At 72.9% G+C, this 24,678-nt stretch carries 16 protein-coding genes, 1 tRNA gene and 2 pseudogenes; 12 read left to right on the top strand and 7 right to left on the bottom strand.

Going from position 1 to position 24,678, the window contains the following annotated elements:
* Positions 1 to 58 precede the first annotated feature (58 nt).
* The 3 genes from ACH4EB_RS09540 to ACH4EB_RS09530 all read right to left on the bottom strand — a co-directional run bounded on the left by ACH4EB_RS09540 (position 59) and on the right by ACH4EB_RS09530 (position 4,662).
* On the bottom strand, positions 59 to 2,032 hold the full coding sequence (locus tag ACH4EB_RS09540; protein WP_398346806.1) for a DNA/RNA helicase domain-containing protein: 1,974 nt from the start codon (positions 2,030 to 2,032) through the stop codon (positions 59 to 61).
* A 764-nt stretch (positions 2,033 to 2,796) separates the two neighbouring features.
* Positions 2,797 to 2,884 (bottom strand) — tRNA-Ser (locus ACH4EB_RS09535).
* Positions 2,885 to 2,925: 41 nt separating this feature from the next.
* The gene (locus ACH4EB_RS09530; protein ID WP_398346805.1) at positions 2,926 to 4,662 is read right to left on the bottom strand and encodes a trypsin-like peptidase domain-containing protein; all 1,737 of its coding nucleotides are present in this window, start codon (positions 4,660 to 4,662) and stop codon (positions 2,926 to 2,928) included.
* 287 nt (positions 4,663 to 4,949) lie between these two features.
* On the opposite strand from ACH4EB_RS09530, the gene ACH4EB_RS09525 reads away from it, so the two are divergent.
* The 3 genes and pseudogenes from ACH4EB_RS09525 to ACH4EB_RS09515 all read left to right on the top strand — a co-directional run bounded on the left by ACH4EB_RS09525 (position 4,950) and on the right by ACH4EB_RS09515 (position 8,333).
* Complete coding sequence (locus ACH4EB_RS09525; RefSeq protein ID WP_398346804.1) at positions 4,950 to 5,792, top strand: glycerophosphodiester phosphodiesterase; 843 nt, start codon at positions 4,950 to 4,952, stop codon at positions 5,790 to 5,792.
* A 53-nt stretch (positions 5,793 to 5,845) separates the two neighbouring features.
* Positions 5,846 to 6,436, top strand: a pseudogene (locus ACH4EB_RS09520) (ATP-binding protein); the annotation flags it as partial.
* A gap of 928 nt (positions 6,437 to 7,364) precedes the next feature.
* Positions 7,365 to 8,333, top strand: coding sequence for a DUF5926 family protein (locus ACH4EB_RS09515; protein WP_398346803.1), 969 nt, complete (start codon positions 7,365 to 7,367; stop codon positions 8,331 to 8,333).
* Between the two features lie 438 nt (positions 8,334 to 8,771).
* On the opposite strand, the gene ACH4EB_RS09510 is transcribed toward ACH4EB_RS09515, so the two are convergent.
* Together ACH4EB_RS09510 and ACH4EB_RS09505 are read right to left on the bottom strand one after the other, a co-directional pair.
* Complete coding sequence (locus ACH4EB_RS09510) at positions 8,772 to 9,083, bottom strand: hypothetical protein (protein WP_398346802.1); 312 nt, start codon at positions 9,081 to 9,083, stop codon at positions 8,772 to 8,774.
* Between the two features lie 780 nt (positions 9,084 to 9,863).
* Entirely contained in the window at positions 9,864 to 10,583 is a 720-nt protein-coding gene (locus tag ACH4EB_RS09505; protein ID WP_398346801.1) for a bifunctional DNA primase/polymerase, read from the bottom strand.
* A gap of 647 nt (positions 10,584 to 11,230) precedes the next feature.
* On the opposite strand from ACH4EB_RS09505, the gene ACH4EB_RS09500 reads away from it, so the two are divergent.
* Together ACH4EB_RS09500 and ACH4EB_RS09495 are read left to right on the top strand one after the other, a co-directional pair.
* A complete protein-coding gene (locus ACH4EB_RS09500) occupies positions 11,231 to 13,060 on the top strand; it encodes a PP2C family protein-serine/threonine phosphatase (RefSeq protein ID WP_398346800.1) in 1,830 nt (609 codons plus the stop codon).
* A gap of 356 nt (positions 13,061 to 13,416) precedes the next feature.
* On the top strand, positions 13,417 to 14,889 hold the full coding sequence (locus ACH4EB_RS09495) for an aminopeptidase P family protein (protein WP_398346799.1): 1,473 nt from the start codon (positions 13,417 to 13,419) through the stop codon (positions 14,887 to 14,889).
* 65 nt (positions 14,890 to 14,954) lie between these two features.
* On the opposite strand, the gene ACH4EB_RS09490 is transcribed toward ACH4EB_RS09495, so the two are convergent.
* Together ACH4EB_RS09490 and ACH4EB_RS09485 are read right to left on the bottom strand one after the other, a co-directional pair.
* Positions 14,955 to 15,620, bottom strand: a complete 666-nt coding sequence (locus ACH4EB_RS09490; protein ID WP_398346798.1) for a TetR/AcrR family transcriptional regulator — start codon at positions 15,618 to 15,620, stop codon at positions 14,955 to 14,957.
* A gap of 334 nt (positions 15,621 to 15,954) precedes the next feature.
* Positions 15,955 to 16,446: an ATP-binding protein gene (locus tag ACH4EB_RS09485; protein ID WP_398346797.1), complete on the bottom strand. Its 492-nt coding sequence runs from the start codon at positions 16,444 to 16,446 to the stop codon at positions 15,955 to 15,957.
* A 299-nt stretch (positions 16,447 to 16,745) separates the two neighbouring features.
* Between ACH4EB_RS09485 and ACH4EB_RS09480 the strand changes: the two genes are divergently transcribed.
* The 7 genes and pseudogenes from ACH4EB_RS09480 (at position 16,746) to pheA (ending at position 24,491) form a co-directional block, all read left to right on the top strand.
* Positions 16,746 to 17,576 carry a hypothetical protein gene (locus tag ACH4EB_RS09480; protein WP_398346796.1) on the top strand — a complete coding sequence of 277 codons (831 nt, stop codon included), beginning with the start codon at positions 16,746 to 16,748 and terminating at the stop codon, positions 17,574 to 17,576.
* Between the two features lie 138 nt (positions 17,577 to 17,714).
* The gene (locus tag ACH4EB_RS09475) at positions 17,715 to 18,515 is read left to right on the top strand and encodes a YcnI family protein (RefSeq protein ID WP_398346795.1); all 801 of its coding nucleotides are present in this window, start codon (positions 17,715 to 17,717) and stop codon (positions 18,513 to 18,515) included.
* 80 nt (positions 18,516 to 18,595) lie between these two features.
* Positions 18,596 to 19,246, top strand: coding sequence for an SCO family protein (locus ACH4EB_RS09470; protein ID WP_398346794.1), 651 nt, complete (start codon positions 18,596 to 18,598; stop codon positions 19,244 to 19,246).
* Positions 19,243 to 19,683, top strand: a pseudogene (locus ACH4EB_RS09465) (copper chaperone PCu(A)C); the annotation flags it as partial. The gene ACH4EB_RS09470 and the pseudogene ACH4EB_RS09465, both read left to right, overlap by 4 nt.
* Before the next feature lie 175 nt (positions 19,684 to 19,858).
* Positions 19,859 to 22,093 (top strand): copper resistance protein CopC, encoded by a 2,235-nt coding sequence (locus ACH4EB_RS09460; protein ID WP_398346793.1) that lies wholly within the window; start codon positions 19,859 to 19,861, stop codon positions 22,091 to 22,093.
* Entirely contained in the window at positions 22,090 to 23,409 is a 1,320-nt protein-coding gene (efeB, locus tag ACH4EB_RS09455) for an iron uptake transporter deferrochelatase/peroxidase subunit (protein ID WP_398346792.1), read from the top strand. The genes ACH4EB_RS09460 and efeB overlap by 4 nt, the downstream gene beginning before the upstream one ends.
* A 155-nt stretch (positions 23,410 to 23,564) precedes the next feature.
* Entirely contained in the window at positions 23,565 to 24,491 is a 927-nt protein-coding gene (gene pheA, locus ACH4EB_RS09450) for a prephenate dehydratase (protein WP_398346791.1), read from the top strand.
* The last annotated feature ends 187 nt before the right edge of the window (positions 24,492 to 24,678 follow it).

Here is a 24,678-nt window from a genome sequence, read left to right as displayed (position 1 = left end):
CCCGGGGGTGCAGTTGCCATGGGCATGCGGGCTGGCCGCCCGCCGGAACATGAAGACGTCAAATCTTGGGAATGCCGAGATCGGCGAAGAGTTGTCGGGTATCCGAATCCACCGAGTAGAGGACCGTGCCGCGAATGGAGCGCGTCATGAGGACCCCGTAGGCGTTGCAGATTCGTTTCGCCAATTCTTCGTCAGAGCGAATCCGGCTGGCCTTGCTGTGCACATGCTCACGGTCCAGAGCCCAAGCCGTCCCGGTCCAGGTGAGGTCGGGGCCCATGATGACACCGCCCCACTCGTACTCGAGCCCTTGAGCCGTGTGGACACAACCGATCTGCCCGAACCCTCCCGGATCCGTGGCCCAGAAGCGGCGCTTCGGCACACCAGGTGTCGGGTGGTTGTCGCCGGCATTCCACGGCCGCGACCAGCCGCCCTCCAGCGCGACGTCCGGCGCTGTGCCCGTGTCGTCGGTCCACTTCCAGCACAGCCCGGCGGTCATCCGGGCACTCGCCCCCGCGTCCATCTTCGACTGCAGGAATTTCTCCATCCGCGCTGCGCTGTCGGCGTAGTACAGCTCGAACGGTTCCGGCTCGTGATCAGCATCCGGATTCCACGGCAGCGGGTCACCGATCAGCAGCCGCTGCACCCACGTGTCGTAAGTGGAACTTCCGACCGCCCGAAGCGCGCGGTCGAGATGGATCGGCACGACCTCCGCTCGCAACTTCTGTATTGCTTCTATGAGTCCGCTTTCGCTCCAAACTTCCTCTGCGAACAGCCTCTGGTCTCCGTCAATGAAGAACACAGGCACTTTGGCCCGCGTCACGATCACGGACACCGACGACTCGCCCGGGCGCATGGAGAACGAGCCCGTCATCGGGCGTTCGGTGAGCCGGTGCGCTTCATCGCACAGCAACAAATCCAGTTGGTCGTGCCCCACCTTGTCAGCGACCTGGTTTAAGGTCGTGAAGGCCTTTCCCTTCCCTCTGACGCCGCGTTTGAAGTTCTCCCGGGAAGCCACGCCCCCTGACACAAAGCGCGCGTCGGCTCCACCCTTGAGAGCCTCGCCCAGCAGTGTCAGTGCCACCAGAGACTTCCCGGTACCCGCCCTCCCGCTGACGACGTACACCTTCTTCGCACCAGGCGACGGCTTCCGAACCGAGGCCATGATTCCGTCCACAGCTTCGCGCTGTTTCTCCAGCAAGCTGAACTTCGTGTAGCCGTTGACGATGCCCCCGACTTCGGACGTCAGCAGCGCACCCGAGCGACGCCGGGCCAGGAGCTCCTGTGCCGCTTCAGCGTCCATCGCAGGAGTGAAACGTTTCTGCAGAAACTTGCGAAGATCGTCCGGCTGACGAGCAGTGAACGTCGGGATGTCCGGGACAGGCCGTACCATACTGATCCACTGGGACTGCAGGTTCTTGAGGTTGTGCAGATACGAGGCTCCCGCAAGGTGCACGTACCGGTCGTCGAACATGCTGTGATGACGCCTGAGTGCATCAAGGTTGTCCCTGACCTGCACGGCGGGGTGCTTTTTGTGTTGCCCGTAGCACGGTGCGAAGACCCGCTCTACCGCGCAGTCCCCACAGAGCGAGCCCGCAGTGGACTTTCTGCACGGGCCGCAAAGCCCGACCGTCGTCTTCGAGGAGTCAGGACGCTCCACCTCGGCCCACTGCTTCAATTCGATCGCGGCGAAGCTCAGCCCACCGTCCGGGTGCCTGCCGGCGAGCACTACATCGATCGGGTTCATCGCCGGATGGACGCGGTACTCCACGAACACGTACACCTGCCCGAGCCTGAGATCGGCCAGCGCTGTGGCCACCTCGTACACGCTCTCCCGCCACGACGTCATCTCGCTCTCGGAGGGCTGCTTCCCCTTGGGGTGCGCCGCCTTGTAGCAGGCCACGATCTTGGGGATGAGGCGCTCCCGATCCCGCACCAGTTCCTCAGCCGGCCAGAACGCTTCCAGCTCCGACCAAGTGCCCCCGCCAGCCATCTCGCCTACCTGCTTCCGCCGTCGACCGTCCGTCTCGAACATTCACACGCTTGACGGCAGTGATGCTAGTGACCAGGTGGGTGAATGAGTACCGCAAGTGGCCAAAGTGTCAACAGCTTTCACCGGCCGGAACAACTGCCTGTTGCGTTTGACGTCAGGCGGTGCCGGACACGATGTCGTCCAAGATGCACCCCGCCTCCGAACCGCTCCCACCCCTCGGAGGCGAAGCGGTGAGGACACGCCGGCCGACGCGTACTCGTCGGCCGACGCTGTGCCCTTCCTCGTTTACAGGTCGAGCCAAGAGCAGATGAGCCGTCCGAGTACGTAGACGCTCACCTTGACCAGGGCCTGCCCGACGGGCCGCAAAACGGCCCGCCGCTTGGTGCACTTCTCCGTGTCCAAGAGGTTTCCTCTCTCAGCAATGGCCCGCCCGTGCCGGTGCGGGGAGTGCCTCCCGGCGACTCCGCCGGAAAGCCGAACCCGCGTATCGGGTAGGGCAGATGAAGCTTGAGAAAGGGCTTGGACGAAACAGTACCGGGCTGCTCGCATCTGCCTCGAACCGGGCCGCTTCTGAAAGCCGTTGAAGGACTCAGGCACGGCCAGTAGGAGGGCGCCCCGGCAGGCCGCACGCGGGCCCAGCCGAACGAGCAGGCCCTACGCGGGGCCCAAAGTTCCCATCCACGTCTGGCCCACATGGGCTGGTCCCCAGCGAGGCAGCAGCGATACGGAGAGTGACAGCACATACGCGAAAGGGGCGCCCGATTCGCTCGGGCGCCCCTTCTGACCAGCTACTTCGCTGGCCTCGGCGGAGGCTGTGGGATTTGAACCCACGGTGGGGGGTTACCCCACGACAGTTTTCAAGACTGTTCCCTTAGGCCGCTCGGGCAAGCCTCCCCGCGCGCCGGTGGACGGTGCGCGGGGATCAGACTAGCGCGTCACTTGTCGCCCGTGCGTTGGCCCAGGGTCACCTGGGCGGTGCGCTCCTTGCCGCCGCGCTTGTAGGTGAGAGTCACCTTGTCGCCCGGCTTGTGCTGGTAGATGGTGCTGATCAGGGTGGGGCCGCTGTCGATGATGGTGTTGTCGAGCTTGGTGATCGTGTCGCCGGGCTTCAGGCCGGCCTTGTCGGCGGGGCCGTTCGGGGTGACCGAGGCGGAGCCGCCGGCGCCGCCGTCCGGGGCGATGGTCGCGCCGTCGCCGGTGTCCCGCATCAGGACCTGGGCGCCGATCTGGGGGTAGACCGGCTGGCCCTTCTTGATCAGGTCGTTGGCGACCCGCTTGGCCTGGTCGATCGGGATGGCGAAGCCGAGGCCGATGCTGCCGGTCTGGCTCTCGCCGCCGAAGCCGCCACCGCCGTTGCCGGCGGACTGGATGGCCGAGTTGATCCCGATGACGCTGCCGGTGGCGTCCATCAGGGGGCCGCCGGAGTTGCCCGGGTTGATCGAGGCGTCCGTCTGGAGGGCGCTCATGTACGAGGGGGTCGCACCGCCGCCGTCGCTGGAGGCCACCGGGCGGTTCTTGGCGCTGATGATGCCGGTGGTGACCGTTCCGGACAGGCCGAAGGGCGCGCCGATGGCGATCGTCGCGTCACCCACCTGGACGTTGGCGGACTTGCCGAGCGGGAGCGGGACGAGGTCGGCGTCGGAGGGGTTCTTGAGCTTGATGACGGCGACGTCGTAGCCCTGGGCCCGGCCGATGACCTCGGCGTCGTACTTCTTGCCGTTGGAGAACGTGGCGGTCAGCTTGCCGCCCTGGGCGGCGCTGGCGACGACGTGGTTGTTGGTGAGGATGTGGCCCTGCTTGTCGTAGACGAAGCCGGTGCCGGTGCCGCCCTCGCCGGTCGCGCCCTGCGCCTCGATCGTCACGACGCTGGGCAGCGCCTTCTGCGCTATCCCGGAGACGGAGGTGGGCTTGCGGTTGAGCGCCTCGGGGTCGCCGGAGGCGGAGACCGTGGTGGAGTTCGCGTCGTCGCGGTTGGCGGCCCAGAAGCCGATGCCGCCGCCGATGCCGCCGGCCACCAGGGCGGCGACGAGTACGGCGGCGACCAGGCCGCCGCCGCGGCGCTTCTTGGGCGCGGGCGCGCCCGGGGCGCCCCACACGCCGTCCGGGCCGCCCGCGCCGCCGCCTCCGTAACCGGGCGGGGGGCCGCCCCAGCCGCCCGCGGAGGCGCCGTGTGCCGCCGTCGCGTACGGGGGCGGCGTGGCCTGGTGTGCGGCGTGGGAGGGGGCACCCTCGCCGCCCGGGTAGGGGTGGGCGCCCGGGTGCGGCTGGTGGGCCGGGTGCGGGCCGCCTGCCGCGTGCGGCCCGTCCTGCGGGTCCGTCGGCCGGGAGATCTGCTGCGTGCGGCCGGGAGCGCCGTCCGCCGGACCCGCCTGACCGGCCGTCGGCGCGAACTCCGGCGGCGGGGGCGCGGACGGCGGGGTCGAGGCGGGAACCGGCGCGGAAGCGGGCGCGGAGCCTGCTCTGGGCGCGTCGTGCGCCTCCGCCGCGCCCGGCGCGTCGTGCGCCCCCGGGGCACCCGGTGCGTCGGGGGACTCCGGCGTGCCCGCCGCGCCCCGCACACCCGCGCCGTCCGAAGGACGCGCACCGGACTCGGGTGCGCTGTCCGACGCCTGGGGCGCCGACGGCGGCTGGGCCTCCGGCGGGACGGCGGCGCCCTCGTTCTCGGTGCTCACGGCTCTCTCCTCAGCTTCGCGACGGTGCCGGGCCACGGCCCGGCCTCTCCTTGGGATGCGGTCCGGTGTCCAGGATGCGGCGTAGGACCCTGGCGTACGGGCGACGGGCAGGCAGTACCGGCGACTGTCACAGGTGCAAGCCTTTCCCACCACGCGTCAGGGCGCCGTAAGCCGAGGCTGTGACTCTCCCCCCATCCTTTATGCCGGACAAAAACGGCGCATCCGATGTTATGCGGATCAGGTAGCGCACAAGGCGTCCCTCTCGCGGGCGATGGCACGATAACCCGGTGACCACCGCGTACCCGCTCCGGGACCGCACCCCGGGCCCCTCCCCCATTTCCGTCGTAGCCCATCGTGGCGCGTCCGAGGACGCACCGGAACACACTCTGGCCGCCTACCGCAGGGCGATCGAGGACGGCGCCGACGCGCTGGAGTGCGACGTACGGCTCACCGCCGACGGCCACCTCGTCTGCGTCCACGACCGCCGGATCAACCGGACCTCCAACGGGCGCGGCGCGGTCTCCGCCCTGGAGCTGGCCGACCTGGCCGCGCTGGACTTCGGCTCCTGGAAGGAGGACGAGGACGCGACCTGGGAGGCGCCGGACCGCCAGCACGAGGACCCGGAGCGCACGTCCGTCCTGACCCTGGAGCGACTTCTCGAACTCGTGTCCGATGCCGACCGCCGCGTCGAGCTGGCCATCGAGACCAAGCACCCCACCCGCTGGGCCGGCCAGGTGGAGGAGCGGCTGGTCGCCCTATTGGCGAGATTCGGCCACACCAGGGCATCGGCCGAGGGGCCGCCGCCCGTCCGCGTCATGAGCTTCTCGGCCCGGTCGCTGCACCGGGTGCGGACCGCGGCCCCCGACATCCCCGGTGTCTATCTGATGCAGTTCCTGACGCCGCGCCACCGCGACGGGCGGCTGCCGCCCGGTGTGGGCATCGCGGGGCCCGGCGTCCGGATCCTGCGCGCGCATCCCGATTACGTCTCCAAGGCGCACCGCGCGGGCCACCAGGTGCACGTCTGGACCGTCAACGATGAGGCGGATGTCGAGCTGTGTGAACGCCTGGGAGTGGACGCAATCATCACGAACCGCCCCAAACAGGTACGAGCCCAACTGGGCCTGGAGTAGCGGCCGTCACGGGGAGTGCACCGGCGCACTCGGCCCGTGTCCGATCGTCGCGAGTGCGTCACCGCACCTGGCCTGGCCGGTTTCCGGTCCAGGCCATTGGGGCATCCATCTCGTGGCGTGGGGTGAAGGAGGTCTCGGGGGTGGCGTTGATGGTGGCACAAGAGGTGCCGACGGCGTCGGTCATGGCCGTACCCCATGGTCCGTCGGGGGTCGGGGCGGCCAGGCGGCGCATGCGTGCCGAGCTGCTGGCAAGCGGTGTTCAGGACACGGTCGTCGACGATGCGGTACTCATTCTTTCCGAACTGCTGAGCAATTCGTGTCGGCATGCGCGTCCGATATGCGTGCTGGAGGCGCCGGGTTCCGTACGGGGCCCGGCCCCCGACGCGACGCCGGACGCGATACGCGCGGCGTGGCGCATCGACGGGCACGGCCAGTTGACCATCGCGGTCACCGACGGTGGCGGCCCGACCCGGCCACAACCGGCCACTCCGTCGGTCACCGCCAGGGGCGGCCGCGGGCTGGCGATCATCCGGTCCCTCGCCAAGGAATGGGGCGTGGAGGACGCGGAGGGTGAGGTGACCGTCTGGGCACTGCTCGCCTCGCACGGCCTCCGCAGCACGTTCGCTACGCGCGTCGACCTCCCGGTGGAGCTGTCCGCCGACTTCTCCGGCGGCGCGCTTCCCGGACGCTCGAACGGCGTCCCGCAGGGACGCGGGACCGGCCGTCGACGCACCGACCGGGCCCCGGCGCCGGATCGGGTCCCAGCACCGGAACGGGCTCCGGCACCGGCCATCCGCCGCGACGAGCCCGTTCCCAGCCTCGGTGAACCGACACTCCAGCTCGGCGGGGAGCCGCCCCTCCGGTTCGGTGAGCCGGCTCCCCGGCTCGGTGAGCCGGCGCTCCGGCTCGGTGAACCGGCTCCCGTGGCGGAACCGGCCACCGCCGGCGGGCGCGGCGCGGCCCTCCGGCAGAGCGCCAGGACCGGGCGGGACGCGGCCATCGGCCAGGGCCCGGCCCTCGCGGACACGGCCGCCCGGCCGCCGGAGCTGTCCCTGGTGGAGTTCGACCGCTCGGCCAACTGAGGCGGGCGTACAGCCCGCGGGCCGGGCCACGCGACAGCCCGGGGGCCGGGCCGCGAGGCAGGCCACGGGACAGCCTGGGACATCTCGGGGGCATCCCGGGAGCTTCTTTGAGGGCAGCCCAGAGGACATCCCCGGGAGCAACCTGGAAGCTGGGCTGCGAACCCCCGCCACGGACCGGGCCGAGGCCCGCCCGGCCCCGGCCCGCGCCGCCACGTCCGCCCCGCCTACGCGCCCGGCAGTTGCCCGTGCGCGTCCGGGCCGTACCCCCGCCGTCCGGGGCGCCGACGCGGCCGTACGGCGGCGAGCGGTCGCGCGGGACCAATTCCGTTGGTCTGCGCGGCGGAGGCGGCAGGCGGGGAACCGTTCCGTCCCCATCCCGGGCAGTGCGCGGCCGTGGGCCGCAGCGCGCGGCGTGGGGCCGGTCCCAGTCGTCTAGGCTCGCGCCGGAACGCGTCCGTACGCCCAGGAACGACCAGGAGAAAGCCTCGCCATGGCCAAGAAGCGCCGTCCCCAGACCAAGGCCGCAGCACCGCAGATCAAGGACGGCGAGATTCCCGTCGTCGGGCCGCGCGAGCCCTGCCCCTGTGGCTCGGGCCGCCGCTACAAGGCGTGCCACGGCCGGAGCGCGGCGCACGCCGCCACCGAGCTGGTGCAGCGCCCCTTCGAGGGCCTCCAGGGCGAGTGCGACTGGGTGGCGCTGCGCGAGCTGGTGCCCGCCGCCACGGTCGAGTTGAAGCTCAAGGACGGGCTGCCCGAGGGCGTGCCGTCCGTGACACTGGCGACCGTCCTGCCCATGGCCTGGCCCGCGCTGCGCCGCGACAACGGCGCCGTCCTGCTCGGCCTGCAGAACGACACCGCGTCGGGCGACCTCAGCCGCGACCTCGCGGACACGCTGCGCCGCGCGCTGGCCGTCGAGCCGGGTACGCCGGTCGCCGCCGAGCGCGCCGCCGCGGACGGCCCGCGTCTGCAGGACCTGCTGGACCCGGCCGCGCCGTTCGAGCCCCAGGTGCACAGCGGCTTCGAGTTCTGGGTGGAGGACGCCGAGAACGCGACCGGCGAGGTCGCCGCCTCCCTGGAGCGGGCGAACGCCGCCGCCATCCCGACCGCCCGGCTGGACGGCCTGGAGGGCGCCTACTGGTGCGAGACGCCCGAGAAGAACCACCTGCGCTGGGTGATGGCCCACCCGGAGGAGAAGCTGCTGGACGCGCTGGCCCGGCTGCACGCCGCCGGTACGTCCTCGCTGGGTGAAGGCACCCGTCTGGTCGGGTCGTTCCGCGCGCACGGTCTGGTCGTGCCGGTCTGGGACCTGCCCTCCGGGATGGGCGCCGCCGACGTGGCCGAGTCGGCCGCCGCCTTCGGGGAGCGGCTCGCCACGGCGCTCACCACGGACACTCCGCTGACGCCGGAGGAGCGCCGCGCCCGCAGCGGCCTCACCAACCGTCAGGTGACGCTGAGCTGAGCGTGACGCGCGGGGCGCGAAGCGGGGCGTCGGGCGTGACTCCGGTCACAAGTCGCCGTACCGACCGGTAAATACGCGTCCGGAATTCCACGATCGAATTTGCGAACCGCGGATCTCTTGTTACCGTTCTAGGAGCCCGGTCGCTGGTGCATCCCCCGTCGCCAGCGACCGGGCGCTTCCATGCCCGCGTCCGCAGGACCGGGCGGACGGCCCCGATGCCGTGTGACCGCCGCGAGGGCACCGCCCCGGCGCGACCGGCCCGCCACAGCCCCTGTGAGCCCGCCTCCCGCCGTTTCCGGCCCGCCGCGCCCTTCCCGTCGGCCCGCCCACCGACACGGCCGCCAGCCCCCCGTACCGGACGCCACGGACGCCGTCCACGGTCCGCCGTCGCGCCGGGCCCGACGTACCCCGCCGTACGTCGCCACCGCTCCCGTACCGTCAGTGGTCCGAACCACCGGCATCCGGCGCCGGGTTGCTGCCGGAGCGCAGCAGCTTCCGCTCGCCCCGCGCGTCTGCGACCTCCGCGACCGCGACATACGCCGCCCGGTCGCGGTCGGCCATCGCCTCACGTGGGGTTTCGCAGCTTCCGGGCTCGTCACCGGCCGGCAGGTCGCAGTGCGCCTGCACGGTCCGGCCGTCCGGCCGCATCAGGGTCAGAACGGCGTGCAGGGGCTCGCCGGAGGTGTTCCGGTAGTACGTGCGCCCCCAGGTCCGGCCGCCCCCGGAAAGAACGCATGTCTGAGCTTCCACCCCTTCGGGTGATGCGAGTTCAGGGCCGCAGCGGGCACCACGCCGACCGTCGGACGTGCGGGAGTCCGTACGAGGGGCCGCGCGAGGGCCCGTACGGGCGTCATCGCGGGAATCGGCACGGGAATCGGGGCGGGCGTCCGTACGGGCACCTGTACGCGGGCCTGTGCGCGCACCGTGGGACGGGCCCGGTGCCGCGTATGGACCCGGTGCCGCGTACGGAGCCGACGCGGCGGAGAGGCCCGACGCGGCGGACGGGCCCCCGCCGACCGGAACACCGGCATCCGGATGTGGAGCACTCGCGGAGCCGTCGGCCGCCGACCGATCGGATTCGGCCGGACCAGCGGTCGCCGCGGCCAGCGGCAGCGCGACGGCGAGCGCGACCGTGCTCGCCAGCGCGATCATGCGGAGATTCGGCGCACGCTCCATGGGACCACCTGGGATTGTCAGGGCGACGGAGTTGACCGCCGGATTGACGGTGCGCCGAACATAACGGCCCGGAACGGGCACATAACGGGCTCGTACCCCCGATTCCCCACCAACACCGGGCAGCTCACACCCGTACGAGTGAACCGCCCGCGCGTTCTTCGTCCGCGCCGAGCGGTGGGAGGGGAGCCGGGGTCAGGAGGCGGTGGTACGGACGCCGGGCGGAGCGCCCGGCGTGAGCACACCCGGCCGGGCGACGCCGTACGCGAGCAGACGGTCCGGGAGCGGGCAGGCGGTCCGGTCCGGGAGCGGACGGTCCGGTGCGAGAACGGGCAGTCCGGCACCCGAGCGAACGGTTCAGTAAGCGAGCCGGCTGCCGCCGTCCGGCGCGCTGGTGCTCGCGGTGACCAGGGCGTCCACGATCGTCTCCACCCGGGGCAGCCAGGGCGCGGCCGGTCCGGTGCCCGGCGACCGCTCCCAGCGCACCTTGCCCGCGCCGATCTGCGAGGGCGGCAGCACCACGTAGCCGCCCTCGCTGTGAAAGCGCAACGAACTCGGCACCCAGTCCCGGGAGTGCAGCAACTCGCCCAGTTCCGCGAGGGAGTACGGGGCGACCAGCAACGACCAGCGGGTGGGGGTGGCGACGACCGGGCCGGTCCGGACGCCGAAGTGGTCCAGGGCGGCCAGCGCCCGCGCCCCGGCGACGGCCGGCAGGCTCAGCGCGCAAGGCGCCCGGCCGCCGGTGGCCAGCAGGACGGGCGCGGTCGGCCGGTTCGTCCACCACCAACGCACCATCCGGGCATCGGTGGTGGCGGCGAACAGGCCGGGGTCGAAGGGGTGCGCGCCGGGCACCACGCAGTCCGGGTCGGGGCAACTGCACGGGCGCGTCCCGCGCTCGGCACGGCCCCGCCCGGCGGGCGGCTTGCCGCCCGCCTGTTTCCCGCCGGTCCGCAGCCCGACGCCCGGGAGTACGGGCCACTGCCACTCGGTGGCGCAGTGGAGCGCCGCACCGAGCAGCGCCGACCTTCCGCCGCGCCGAAGCTGAAGCTTGCGTCGCCTTCCGAGGATCTCGCGCATGAGCGCTCGTTCCTTTCCGTTAACGCCGAGGGCTATGTCCATCGCACTACATGCCGGTTCATGCCGCTGCGTGGCGTTCTCCGGTGGCTCCTGCGAACCCCTGACGCCACGTGGATCTCTGGTCACTGCGTGTACGGAGCAGCGCATCACGCCATACGCCGAGCGTGGAACGTGGCGGAGGGTGGCGCACGCATGGCGCTTGCTGTCCCGTGAAGCAGATCCGCCACTTGGGGGTGCGGTGCGGCGCGGTCGTCGCCGTGTTAGACGCCCGTGCCCGTCGGAGAGTTCCGGCGCGGCCCCAACTGGCTCCGCGCCTTTCCGAGTACGTACCCGCCATGGTGGTGATGACGCACTGTCGAACGCCGCCAGTCGACCTCAAATTGACGTTCGGGGGGATATTTTCCGGCCAACTTCCTCGTCCCGTTGACACCACAAACCCCATGGGGACAATGCTGGACATCGTGTCACTGGGGCGTGTACATGTGGAGGCATTGATAGCGGAGCAGCATGACATGGGGGTTTGCGATGCTATTGAGGAAATTGAGCAGTTCGACACACTACTCAACAACACTCAACAAAATGCCGCAATCCACTCCAACATGCGGCCTGACCTGGGGATTCACCCGGCGCTACGTAAGCCGTCGGCCATGACCACCCCCCACGTACCGAAAGTGGCTGGAATCGAACCAGCACTCCCCGCCCCCACGCACACTGCCGAGTCCACAACCGCAGCAGCCCCTGCGGGCACCTCACCCGACACCCGCCCCACGGCCGTCCAGGACCGCCTCGCCGGCCGGGTCTCCGACCTCACCACGCTGCACGACCTCACCGAGCGGCTGGCCCGTACACGGACGCTCGAAGCCGCTCTCCAGGAGCTGCTGCGCGCCGGTTCCTCCCTCGTGGGCGCCCGGCGCGGGCTGGTGGTCCTCGAACCGTCCGACGGGCACGGGCCGGACACCACCATCGGCCTCGGACTCGGACAGGCGGACATCGGCCACATCGAGACCGTGCCGCGCCGCGCGCTCTCCTTCGGCCGGATCCTCGACGGCCTGCCCGTACAGGACGGACCCGCGCGGGACCGGGCGCCCGGCGTCGGAGCCGGGGCCGGAACCGGATCCGGAGTCGGAGCCGCCGCGCCGGAAAGACCTGACGGGCGCCCTGCGGGCGCGCCCACCGGCACCCCGGCCGGCAGCGTCCCGGCCGGCACCGGCATCCCCACCGACACCGGCTCCAGCTCGGGCACCGGCACCGGCACCGGCACCGGCACCGACGACATCGAGCAGGGCAGCACGGCGGCGGGCAGCGGGCGCCCGGACGGTTCCGGCTGCGTCGCCTGCGGACACGGCCACATCGCCCAGCCCGACATTCCCGGCGAGCCCGGCCTCGATCCCCGCCTCCGGGAGGTCGCCGCCCGCCTCGGGTACGCGGCCAGCTACGCCGTACCGCTGGAGGCCGGGTCCGCCGGCCGGTTCGGCGCCGCGGTCTGGCTCTACGACGAGCCCGCCGAGCCCGCCGAGCGGCAGCGCCACCTCGTCGGCCGCTACCTCGCGTACGCCACCGAACACCTCGCCCGCCTCCTCGAACTGCACCGCCAGCGGCAGACCGTGGCGACGCTGCGCGAGGAGCTGCTGCCCAGCAGGCTGCCCCGGGTGCCCGGGGTGCGGCTCGCGATACGGCACAGCTCCGGACCGCTCGGCGGCGGTGACTGGTACGACGCGCTCCCGCTGCCGGACGGCGCGCTGGGCCTGGCGGTCGGCTCCGTCACCGGCCCCGGGCCGGGCGCGGTGGCCGCCATGGGGCGGCTGCGGGCCTCGCTGCGCGCGTACGCGGTGATGGAGGGAGAGGACCCGGTCGCGGTCCTCTCCGACCTCGAACTGCTGCTGCGGCTGACCGAGCCGGCCCGCAGCGCGACGGCCCTGTTCGCCTTCGCCGAGGCGCCGCCGGGCGCACCGGGAGCCGGCCGGGGACCGGGCGCGCCCCCGGCCGGGGTGCCGGGGACGGCCGGGCTGCCGGGCGCGGGCGTCGGAACGTACGGCGGGACCGGTGGCGCGTACGCGGGGGCGGACGGAACGTACGGCGGGCGGGACGGCGGCCGGACGGCCGCGCGCCGGATCGTGCTGGCCGGGGCGGGGCACTGCCCGCCGCTGATCATCGGCGACCGCCGTACCGAGTACGTGGAGACCTCCCTGTCCGCGCCGCTGGGCATGCTGGCGTGCTGGGAAGCGCCGAGCGTGGAACTGCGACCGGTGTCAGGAGAAACCCTTCTGCTGTACAGCGACGGGCTGCTGCGCCGCACCGGCGAGCCGATGGACCGCGCCTTCACCCGGCTGCACGCCGCCGCCGCGGGCGTCCCCCGGTCCGCACGCCACGACCCCGAGGCGCTCACGGACCACCTGCTGCGCACCCTGCTGCCGGACGGGCTCGACGACCCGGAGTCACCGGAGGACGTGGTGCTGCTCGCGGCGTACTTCGAGTAGCCGTGCCGCTGCGGGGCGGCGGACCGCGCGGCCGGCCACCGCGGCGTTCCCCGTACGGCGGAGGCCGCGCCCCGTACGCGCCCGGCTGCTTACGCGTAGCCCTCTCCGTACGCGCCCCGGCTCCACTCGCGTACCTGTCTCCGTACGCGGCCCCGGCTCCGTACGCGGCCCCGGCTCCGTACGCGCCCGCGTTTCCACACCCGGAACGCGGCGCCCCGCTCCTCCGCGTGCCCGGCCCGCCACGGGCGGTCGGCGGCGCGCGCCCGAACTGTCTGATACCTCACCGCTTCCGGCCCCTGGACCCCCTTCCCCGCGCACTTACGATGGAATGCGGTGCAGTCTTACAAGGAGGCATAGTGACCGACGAGCTCACGCCGGAGACCCCGGACGAGGACGAGCAGCCGATCAAGCAGCGTAAGAACGGCCTTTACCCGGGCGTATCGGACGAGCTCGCGGAGAACATGACGTCGGGCTGGGCCGACACCGAGCTGCGTGACCTGGAGCCCGTCGAGCAGGCACCGAACGCGGCCCGGCGGCGCGAGGCCCTGTCCCGCCGCTTCCCCGGCGAGCGCCTGGTGATCCCGGCGGGCAACCTGAAGACCCGCTCCAACGACACCGAGTACGACTTCCGCGCCTCGACCGAGTTCGTGTACCTCACGGGCGACCAGACCGACGACAGCGTGCTCGTCCTGGAGCCCCGCGAGAACGGCGAGGGCCACGACGCGACGGTCTACCGCCTGCCCCGCTCCAACCGCGCGAACGGCGAGTTCTGGCTGAACGGCATGGGCGAACTGTGGGTCGGCCGCCGCAACAGCCTGACCGAGGCCGCCACGCTGCTCGGCGTCCCCTGCGCGGACGTGCGCGAGCTGGCCGGCACGCTGCGCGAGGCGACCGGCCCGGTCCGCGTGGTGCGCGGCCACGACGCCGGCATCGAGGCGGCGCTGGCCGACAAGGTCACCGCCGAGCGCGACGAAGAGCTGCGGGTGTACCTCTCCGAGGCGCGCCTGGTGAAGGACGCCTTCGAGATCGGTGAGCTGCAGAAGGCGGTCGACTCGACCGTGCGCGGCTTCGAGGACGTCGTGAAGGTCCTGGACAAGGCCGAGGCGACCAGCGAGCGCTACATCGAAGGAACGTTCTTCCTGCGCGCCCGCGTCGAGGGCAACGACGTCGGCTACGGCTCGATCTGCGCCGCCGGGCCGCACGCCACCACCCTGCACTGGGTCCGCAACAACGGCGAGGTGCGCTCCGGCGACCTGCTGCTGCTGGACGCGGGCGTGGAGACCACCACCCTCTACACCGCGGACGTCACCCGTACGCTGCCGATCAACGGCAGGTACAACGACCTCCAGCGCAAGATCTACGACGCCGTGTACGAGGCCCAGGAGGCGGGCATCGCGGCGGTCAAGCCGGGCGCCGCCTTCCGCGACTTCCACGACGCCGCCCAGCGCGTGCTCGCCGAGAAGCTGGTCGAGTGGGGCCTGGTCGAGGGCCCGGTGGACCGGGTGCTGGAGCTGGGGCTGCAGCGCCGCTGGACGCTGCACGGCACCGGCCACATGCTCGGCCTGGACGTCCACGACTGCGCCGCCGCCCGTACGGAGGCGTACGTCAACGGGACGCTGGAGGCCGGCATGGTGCTGACCGTCGAGCCCGGCCTGTACTTCCAGGCGGACGACCTGACCGTGCCGGAGGAGTACCGCGGCATCGGCGTCCGCATCGAGGACGACATCCTCGTCACCGAGGACGGCAACCGGAACCTGTCCGCCGCGCTGCCGCGCCGCGCGGACGAGGTCGAGGCGTGGATGGCGGAGCTGACCGGGCAGCGGGGCTGATCCCGGACCCGATCACAGCCGCGGCCACGGGCCGCTCCGGCGGGCGGCCGGTGACTCTTACGGAGTCACCGGCCGCCTTCGGCGTTTCCGGCGCTTCCTGTGCCCGTGTCCCCGCCGCCCCCGGCGGGTGCGAAAGCCCCGGCCCGTGCCGCCGCCCAGGCGGCCTCCGCGGCGCAGTCGGCCAGCCGGAGGTCGACGGGCCTGCGGGCGATCAGCAGCCGGTAGTAGAAGGGCGCGCCCAGGGCGGCCAGGACCTCGTCCGGTTCGGCACCGGCGGGCAGTTCGCCGCGCTCCGCGGCGCGGGTCACCATGCTGCCGGCCAGCCGCAGCCGCTGGTCGAAGAACTGCCGCAGCACGTCGGCGGCCTCCGGCCGGCGGGCCGCGGCGGACACCACCGCGTCCAGCAGCCCGCAGTAGCGCGGTTCCGTGTAGAAGGCGGCGATCGAACGGCCCAGCGCGCGCAGGTCGCCGCGGAGCGTGCCGGTGTCCGGGAGCGGGATCTCGGCGCTCAGGTCGGCCATCAGCTCGCAGACGAGCCCCTCGGGAGTGCGCCAGCGGCGGTAGACCGTCGCGACGTGGACCCCGGAGCGCTGCGCGATCCGCTCCATGGTGAGCGCGGCGTACCCGCCCTCCCCCAGCTCCTCGAAGACCGCGTCCAGTACGGCTTGTCTCGTACGCGCGGTACGTCCCCCCGGCCGGGACGCTCCGGGAGGGTGCTGCGCTGTGCTCACGGCGGCTCCGTATTGCAGTGCGGGTTCAGGCCACGTATCGTCCAGACCACGCTAACGCGAGTCACTTCGCGTTAGAGCGGGTGGGCGTGGGTCCCGCGGCAGTCGGGGACGCGGCGGGGGACGTCCTTCCCCTGCGGGACCACGCCACCCGCCACCCGCCATCGACCGACCGGCCGGCCGGTTCCCGGGCACTTCTTCAGCAGGTCGGGGCCGGCGCGCGGAGCAGGGCCGGGAGGCCGGTGCCCGAGCAGGGCCGGGAGGCCGGTGCCCGGAGCCGGTTCGTACGACGTCGGTACGGCGTCGTCACGACGTCGGGGACCCCGCGGCAGCCCCCTCACGACGCCATCAGCGGCGCCTCCTCCTTCCACTTGAGGATCTTGTCGAAGCTGACCACCGCGCCGCGCCGCCCGGTGCGGTTGCGGTAGCGGACGTGATCGGTCAGGGCCTCGATCAGAAAGAGCCCCCGTCCGTGCTCGGCCTGGGCCGGGGCGGGGGCTGCCATGGGTGGGGGCGGCGCGTGATCGGGCAACGTGCTCCGCCCGGGGCGCATGGACCTGCGGGCCCGTTCCCGGAACCCGGGACCGGAGTCGGTGACTTCGATACGACAGGTGTCGCCGTTGATGAAGGCGGTGACCCGATAGTCCTCCGCAGCGGCGTCGCCACCGTGTTCGACGACGTTCGCACACGCTTCGGAGAGGGCGACGGACAGGTCGTGGGAGATGTCCGGGTCCACCCCGGCCGTCTCCATCGTTCCCAGCAGGAGCCGCCGGGCGAGCGGGACGCTCGCGGCCTCGCGCCGCAGATGCAGGGACCACCAGATGCTCATCGCTGTAGCCTCCTGGTCGCGGCTCGACATATCGATACGTATTGCCGGGGCACATGGTCCGTAAGCGTGCTCCGGACGTGACTCCGCTCATTCGGCCGATGCGCCCCCGACGCCCGCCGGTGTAGCGGTGCCTGTGTGCGCCCGCGTGCGCGCCGGAGCTGACCGTGAGTGCTCCGGCGGCGCCCCTCGCTCCGCGCCCCGCACTGACCTGCGCGGACCGGAATGGCGCGATCCGCCGGGTGCCGGGCGGCGGACCTGCCGTATGCGGGCCGTAAGGGCAGTGGGATGATGGCGCGGCCATGACTGCCCCGTCCGACCCCGAAGAGCGCGCCGCCGCGGACCTGCGGCTGCTGAGGGCCGCGGTGTTCACCGCGGTCTGCGTCGCGCTGTCCGCGGCCGGGCACATGATCGGATCCTGCGCCGCCGTCCCGCTGTGGACGCTGGGCGTGGGTTGCGCGGCGGTGTTCGCCGTCGCGGCGCCGCTGGCCGGGCGGGAACGCTCGCTGCCCGGCATCGCCGTGGCGCTGGCCGCCGGCCAGCTCGCGCTGCACACCGTCTTCGCGCTGGGACAGCACCGGATGGCGCCCACGGCCGCCACGGCACCGGCCGGCGGCGGGCTCTCCGACCAGGCGGCCGTCTCCCTCGCCCGGCACATCACCTGCGGCCTCGGCGCCGGGCAACTGGACGGCGCCGAGGCGCGCCGCATCCTGCACACCTCGGTGCTCGGCCCGGGCGGCCCCGGTGCTCCGGGCGGCGCCGCCGGGCACGCCATGGACCCGGCGGCCACGGCGGCGCACGGGCTGCTGCCCTCGCTGCCCATGCTGCTGGCGCACCTGCTCGCGGCGCTGGCCGCCGGCTGGCTGCTGCGCCGCGGCGAGGCGGCCCTGTGGCGGCTGGTACGGCTCTCGGTGCCCGCGGCGCGGGAGGCGTCGGCCGTGGCGGAAGCGCTCGCCGGCGCACTGCGCGGCGCGCTCGCGCTCGTACGCGCCCTGTGTACCGGGCTCCTGGGGGCGGCCGTACGCCCCGTGGCGCGTTTCTCGTCCGGGGGCGGCCGGGCCCGCCCGAAGGAACTCGCGCTCCAGCACAGTGTCGTCAGGCGGGGCCCGCCCGCCCTGGCCCTCGCGGCCTGACGACCACGCACCGCACTCCCCGCGGCAGGACCGGGCACCCGCCCCGGCGCACGGGAGGTGGCGGCGTGCGCTGTCGTCACCGCACGCGCGCCGGCCGTTCCTTCCCTGTCCCTCCTGCCTGTGGAGTGCATTCCCGCCATGTCTGAGACCACTGCCGTACCGTCACCGTCCCCTGCCACACCGTCACCGGGCGCCGCACCGGCCCCGCACGCGGGCCGCCGCGGCCGGCTCGCCCGCCGGCTGCCCGTCGTGGGCGGACTCGCCGCCGGCGGCGTCCTGCTGCTCGCCGGCCCCGCCTTCGCGCACGTCAGCGTGCAGCCGGGCCAGGCCGAGCAGGGCGGCTACGCGACGATCAACTTCAAGGTCCCCAACGAGCGCGACAACGCCTCGACCGTGAAGCTCGAAGTGAGCCTGCCGACCGACCACCCGCTGGCGTCCGCCATGCCGCAGCCGGTGCCGGGCTGGAAGATCGACGTCACCCGGACCAAGCTCGACAAGCCCCTGGAGACGCACGGCAAGAAGCTCACCGAGGCCGTCTCGAAGATCACCTGGACCTCGGACGGCAGCACGATCGAGCCCGGCCAGTTCCAGCAGTTCCCGGTCTCCGTCGGACAGTTGCCCAAGGCCGACCGGATGGTCTTCAAGGCCCTCCAGACGTACGACAACAAGGAGGTCGTACGGTGGATCGAGCCGACCAAGAAGGGCGGCCCCGAGCCGGAGAACCCGGCGCCGGTGCTCGAACTGACCCCCGCGTCCGGTGACGGCCACGGCTCCGGCACGGCCGACGCGAAGAACACCGGCGGCGACGCGGACGGCGGCCGGCCGGCCGCCGCGGACGGCAGCGACACCACGGCGCGCGTCCTGGGCGGCGCCGGCATCGTCGTCGGCATCATCGGTGTCGCGTTCGGCGTGCTCGCCGGCCGGCGCCGCGGCGCCTGATCCGACCCCGTGCCCGTCCCCGGCGCCCGGCCTCCCGGGCGCCGGCCGGCGCACCCTTCCTGAAAACGGGACACACGTACATGCGCAAGAGGAACCTGACCGCCGCCGGCATCGCGCTGGTCTCGGCCCTGACCCTGGCCGCCTGCGACAGCGGTGACGACAGCGGCAAGCCCGCCGCCAGCGTCTCCGGCGGCACCCGCTCCGAGCCGATCGTCACGCTCGACCAGCCCATGGAGAAGCCGGACCTGGTCCTGACGGACACCGAGGGCAAGAAGTACGACCTGATCGAGCAGACCAAGGGCCACCCGACCCTGGTCTACTTCGGCTACACCCACTGCCCGGACGTCTGCCCGCTGACGATGAACAACATCGACGTCGCGATGCGGCAGTTGCCCAAGGCCGAACAGGACGACCTGCGCGTCGTCTTCGTCACCTCGGACCCCGAGCGGGACACGCCCGCCGCGCTCAAGAAGTGGCTCGGCGGCATCAATAAGAAGTTCGTCGGCCTGACCGGCTCCTTCGACACCATCCAGGCCGGCGCGCGCAGCGTGAACATCGGCATCGAGAAGCCCGTCAAGAAGAAGAACGGCGACGTGGTCTCCACCCACGGCGCGCAGGTCCTGCTCAGCTCCCCCAAGGACGACAAGATCCACTGGATGGGGATGCAGGACGCCGGCGTCGACCACTACTCCACAGCACTTCCGAAGATCGTCAAGGGACAGAACCCGTGAACCGCCGCACCACCCTCGCCGCCGTACTCGCCCTCACCGCCGGATTCGCCCTCGCGGGCTGCGGCGGGGACAGCGCACCCGAGCTGAAGGTCTCCGGGCCGTACATGCCGCAGCCGGTCGACCAGAGCATGGCCGGAGCGTTCATGATCATCGAGAACTCCGGCGGTACGGCCGACAAGCTCACCTCCGTCACCAGCGACCTGGCCGACGACGTCACCATGCACACCACCAAGGACAACAAGATGGAGGAGGCCAAGTCCCTGGACATACCCGCGAACGGCAAGCTGGAACTCGCCCGCGGCGGCAACCACCTGATGTTCATGGGGCTGAAGAAGAAGCCGGTCGAGGGCCAGCGGGTCAGCGTGGAGCTGCACTTCGGCACGTCGAAGACGATCAAGGTGGACGTCCCGGTCAAGGCCGCCACGTACACCCCGAAGAACGGCGGGGCCGAGCCCGGCGCCGGGGACGCGTCCGGCCACGGGGCGACGCAGCACGGCGGCTCCCAGCACGGCGGATCGAAGCACGAAGGCTCGGAGCAAGCGGGCTCGGAGCACGAGGGTGCCACGCACGATCACGCGCAGCACGACGCCAAGAAGTAGGGGGCGCCTCGCCATGACCACCACCGTCCTCTGCGCACCGGGCTCCGGCGCCAGCGCCCCGAGCGCACGCCGGGGCGGCGGCGCACCGCGCGTCCGCCGGCCGTACGCGCTGCGTCTCCTCGTGCTCGCGGCGGCCCTGTTCGGCGCGCTGTTCGGGGGCGCCGCCCCGGCCTCCGCCCATGCCGCGCTGACCGGCAGCACGCCCGCGCAGGGGTCGGTGGTGCGGAGCGCACCCGAACAGGTCAGCCTCACCTTCTCCGAGGGCGTCGCGATGGGCGACGACTCGATCCGGGTCCTGGACCCGCAGGGCAAGCGGGTGGACCGCGGCAAGCTGCGCGACCTGTGCAGCGGCGAGACGGTCAAGTACGGCGCCGGGCTGCCGCCGGGGCTCCCGGACGGCACGTACACCGTCGCCTGGCAGGCGGTCTCCGCCGACAGCCACCCGGTCTCCGGCGCCTTCACCTTCTCCGTGGGCGCGCCCTCCGAGACGAGCGCGCCGCTGCCGCAGCAGGAGGTCGGCGGCGGTGTGGTCGGCGCGCTGTACGGCATCGCCCGCTACCTCGCGTACGCGGGTTTCGTCGTCCTGGTGGGCGGGGCGGCCTTCGTCCTGATCTGCCGCCCGGCCGCCGCGCGCGTACGGTCCGTGCGGCGGCTGGTCGCCCGCGGCTGGGCCGCGCTGACCGCCACGACCATCGCGATGCTGCTGCTGCGCACCCCCTACACGACGTCCGGCGACCTCGCCGACGTCTTCGACCTCGGCGGGCTCCGTCAGGTCCTGGAGACCAAGCCGGGGGCCGCGCTGGTCTCCCGGCTGCTGCTGCTCGCCGCCGCGGCCCTGTTCGTGGCCGTCCTCTTCGGCGCGTACGCCCGCGCGCAGCAGAGCGGGGCGCGCACCGGCGCGGAGGGCGAGACGGTCCCGAAGGCACGGTCGGGGCAGGAGCCGAGCGAAGGTGCGCAGGCGGAGCGGGCCGGGCAGGACAAGGGCTCGCGGGACGCGGCCCGTTCGGCCGACGGCACCCCGGACGGCACCGCCGACGCGTCGCCCCACGGCACCGCCGACGCGGACGCCAAGCGCCGCAAGGACCTCACTCTCGGGCTCTCCGTCGGCGGCGGCATCGTCGCCGTGGGGCTGGCCGCGACCTGGGCGATGGCCGAGCATGCCTCGACCGGCCTGCAAACCGCTGTCGCCATGCCGGTGGACGTCCTGCACCTGCTGGCCGTCGCCAGTTGGCTCGGCGGCCTGACCGCGCTGCTGGTCTCCCTCTACCGGGGCCCGTCCGTGGCCCGTTCCGCCGTACGGCGCTTCTCGCGGCTGGCGTTCGGTTCCGTCCTGGTGGTCGTCGCGACCGGTGTGTACCAGTCGTGGCGGCAGGTCGGCACCTGGCAGGCGCTGACCGACACCTCGTACGGCCGACTGCTGCTGGTCAAGGTGGCGCTGGTCGTCGTCCTCGTCGGCGTCGCCTGGTTCTCGCGGCGCTGGACGGCGCGGCTGGGCGAGGCCCCGGCGCCCGAGGCGGAAGCCACCGCCGTACTGGAGAGCGTGGCGGCACGTACGGAGACGGCGGTACGTACGGAGCCGACGGCGCGCGGCGAGGGCGCGGCGCCCGGCGGCGCGGCCACGGGCCCGGCGGACACCGGCGGGCCGGCGGAGGACGCCGACCCCGAGCGGGCCGCGCAACTCGCCCGGCAGCGCGCGGCACTGGCCACCGCGCGGACGAAGCGCATCCGCGACGCCGACCCGGAGCGTTCCGGGCTGCGCCGCTCGGTCCTCGCCGAGGCGACGATCGCCGTGGTCGTGCTGGCCGTCACCACCGTGCTGACCGCCACCGAACCGGCGCGTACGGAGGAGGCTGTGAAGGCGGCCGGCGGGGCCGGGCAGCCGGCCGACGCCAACCAGCCGAAGGTGCTGAACATCGCCTTCGACACCGGCGGCCCGCGCGGCAAGGGCACCGCACGCGTCGACCTGGACCCCGGCCGCAGCGGCAGCGGCAGCGCCAACACTCTGCACCTGCGGATCGCCGACCCGGACGGCAGGACCCGGGACGTCCCCGAGGTGAAGGTCTCCTTCACCCTCCCGGACAAGAACCTCGGGCCGCTGCCGGTCACCCTCGACCACGTCAGCGAAGGACACTGGAGCGCGCGCGACGTCCAGTTGCCGGTGCCCGGACAGTGGCAGCTCTCCCTGGTCGTACGGACCTCCGACATCGACCAGGTCACCGAGACCAGGAACGTGAAGATCAACTCATGACGACCACCGCTTCTCCCTCCGGCGGCACCCCCGGGGCCGACGACCGCACCGGCTCCGGGCCCCAGCGCCCCGAGACCCTCGAACTGTCCCGCCGACGCCTGCTGGGCACCGTCGGCGCCGCGGGCGCGGCGGGTCTCGTCGCCGGTGCCGCGGGCGGCGCGATCGGTGTCGCCGCCGCCCAGGACGGCCCGCCGACCGCCCTGAACAGCGTCGGTTCGACCGCGGTCGCCTTCCGCGACGAGCGGGCCAGGCAGCAGGCGGGCATCACCACGCCCCTCCAGGCGCGCGGGCACCTCGTCGCCTTCGACCTCGCGCCGGGCGCCGGGCGCAAGGAGGCGGCCGCGCTGCTGCGCCGCTGGTCCCGTACGGCCGAGGAGCTGATGGCCGGGCGCGCCCCGGCCACGGACACCGGTGTCGCGCTGGACGCGGGCCCGTCCTCGCTCACCGTCACCTTCGGCTTCGGCCGCACCTTCTTCGACCGTACGGGCCTGGCCGCGCGCCGCCCGGTCCAGCTCGAACCGCTGCCGGACTTCTCCTCGGACGCGCTGGACGCCGGGCGCAGCAACGGCGACCTGTGGATCCAGATCGGGTCCGACGACGCGCTGGTCGCCTTCCACGCGCTGCGCGCCCTCCAGAAGGAGGCCGGGGACACCGCACGGCTGCGCTGGCAGATGAACGGCTTCAACCGCACCCCCGGCGCCACCGCGAGCCCGATGACCACCCGCAACCTGATGGGCCAGATCGACGGCACCAACAACCCCAAGCCGGCGGAACCGGACTTCGACGAGCGGATCTTCGTCGGCCGGGACGCCGGCAGCGGCCCGTACGCCTGGATGCGCGGCGGCTCGTACGCCGTCGTGCGCCGCATCCGGATGCTGCTGGACGACTGGGAGAAGCAGCCGCTGACCAAGCAGGAGAAGGTCATAGGCCGCCGCAAGTCCGACGGCGCGCCGCTGACCGGCGGCGACGAGCACACCAAGATGGACCTCGACAGGAACGGCCCCGACGGGCTGCCGGTCATCCCGGCCGACGCGCACGCGCGGATCGCGGCGCCGGAGTCCAACCAGGGCGCGGCCATGCTGCGGCGGCCGTTCTCGTTCCACGACGGGTTCCGGGACGACGGCGCCCCGGACGCCGGGCTGCTGTTCGTCTGCTGGCAGGCCGACCCGCTGCGCTCCTTCATCCCGATCCAGCGCAAGCTGGACCGGGGGGACGCGCTGTCGCCCTTCCTGCGGCACGAGGCGAGCGGACTGTTCGCCGTGCCGCCGGCCGCGGTGGCGGGCGGGTACGTGGGGCAGCCGTTGCTGGAGGGGTGACCGTTGGGACATGTGTCCTGCGGGGCTGTGGAACGGCTCCGGGGCCCGTGCGCTGTTTCGGGCTTCCCGGCCGGGGCGGCCGGGCGGGCGGGTAACGTGGCGAGCGGGTGATCGGCGAGGCGGTCCCCACCGGAGCGTGAGGGAGTCAGAGGCACATGTCGGTCAGCCGCTATACGTACCTGGGGCCCGAGGGAACGTTCACGGAGGCGGCCCTGCGGACGCTCCCGGAGGCCGCCACCCGCGAGCTCGTCCCGATGGTGTCCGTACCGGCCGCGCTGGACTCCGTACGGGCGGGTGAGGCCGCGGCCGCGCTGGTGCCGATCGAGAACTCGGTCGAGGGCGGGGTGACCACCACCCTGGACGAACTGGCCGCCGGCGAACCGCTGATGATCTACCGCGAGGTGCTGCTGCCGATCGCGTTCGCCCTGCTCGTCCGGCCCGGCACACGACTGGCGGACGTCAAGACCGTCACCGGGCACCCGGTGGCCCAGCCGCAGGTGCGCAAATGGCTCGCCGGGCATCTGCCCGAGGCGCTGTGGGAGTCGGCGGCGTCCAACGCGGACGGTGCGCGCCTGGTCCAGGAAGGCCGGTACGACGGCGCCTTCGCGGGGGAGTTCGCGGCCGCGACGTACGGCCTCGAACCGCTGGTCACCGAGATCCACGACGCGCAGAACGCCGCCACCCGCTTCGTGCTGGTGGGCCGGCCGGCCCGGCCGGCGGCGCGGACCGGCGCCGACAAGACCTCGGTCGTGCTCTGGCTGCGCGAGGACCACCCCGGCGCGCTGCTGGAGCTGCTCCAGGAGTACGCGGCCCGCGGCGTCAACCTGATGCGCATCGAGTCCCGGCCGACCGGAGAGGGCATCGGCTCCTACTGCTTCTCGGTGGACTGCGAGGGGCATCTCACGGACCGCCGGGTCGGGGAGGTGCTGATGGCGCTCAAGCGGGTCTGCCGGGAGGTGCGTTTCCTCGGCTCGTACCCGCGCGCCGACCGGGTGCGGACGAACGTACGGCCGGACACGGTGGACGAGGCCTTCACGCGCGCGGCGGACTGGCTGACGCGTTGCCTCGACGGGCGGGCCTGAGCCGTCCGCCGCGGGTGGCGGAGCGCCCGGGCGGCGATCCGGAGGGGGCCGCCGGGGGGCTGGTCTGGGGCCTTGGGGTTGTCCACAAAGTTATCCACAGGCCCCGTTCTCGACCTGGGGATAAGTCGACACAACGGCTGCCGCGACCCCGGCGGAGTCGACATGTTGCTCTACCGACCCCCGGAAC

Origin of the sequence: Streptomyces sp. NPDC018045 (genome assembly GCF_044327445.1) — a bacterium.
In the GTDB taxonomy this organism is placed as follows: Bacteria; Actinomycetota; Actinomycetes; order Streptomycetales; family Streptomycetaceae; genus Streptomyces.
Note: the sequence above shows the minus strand (reverse complement) of the source record. Positions and strands in the feature narration are given on the sequence as shown.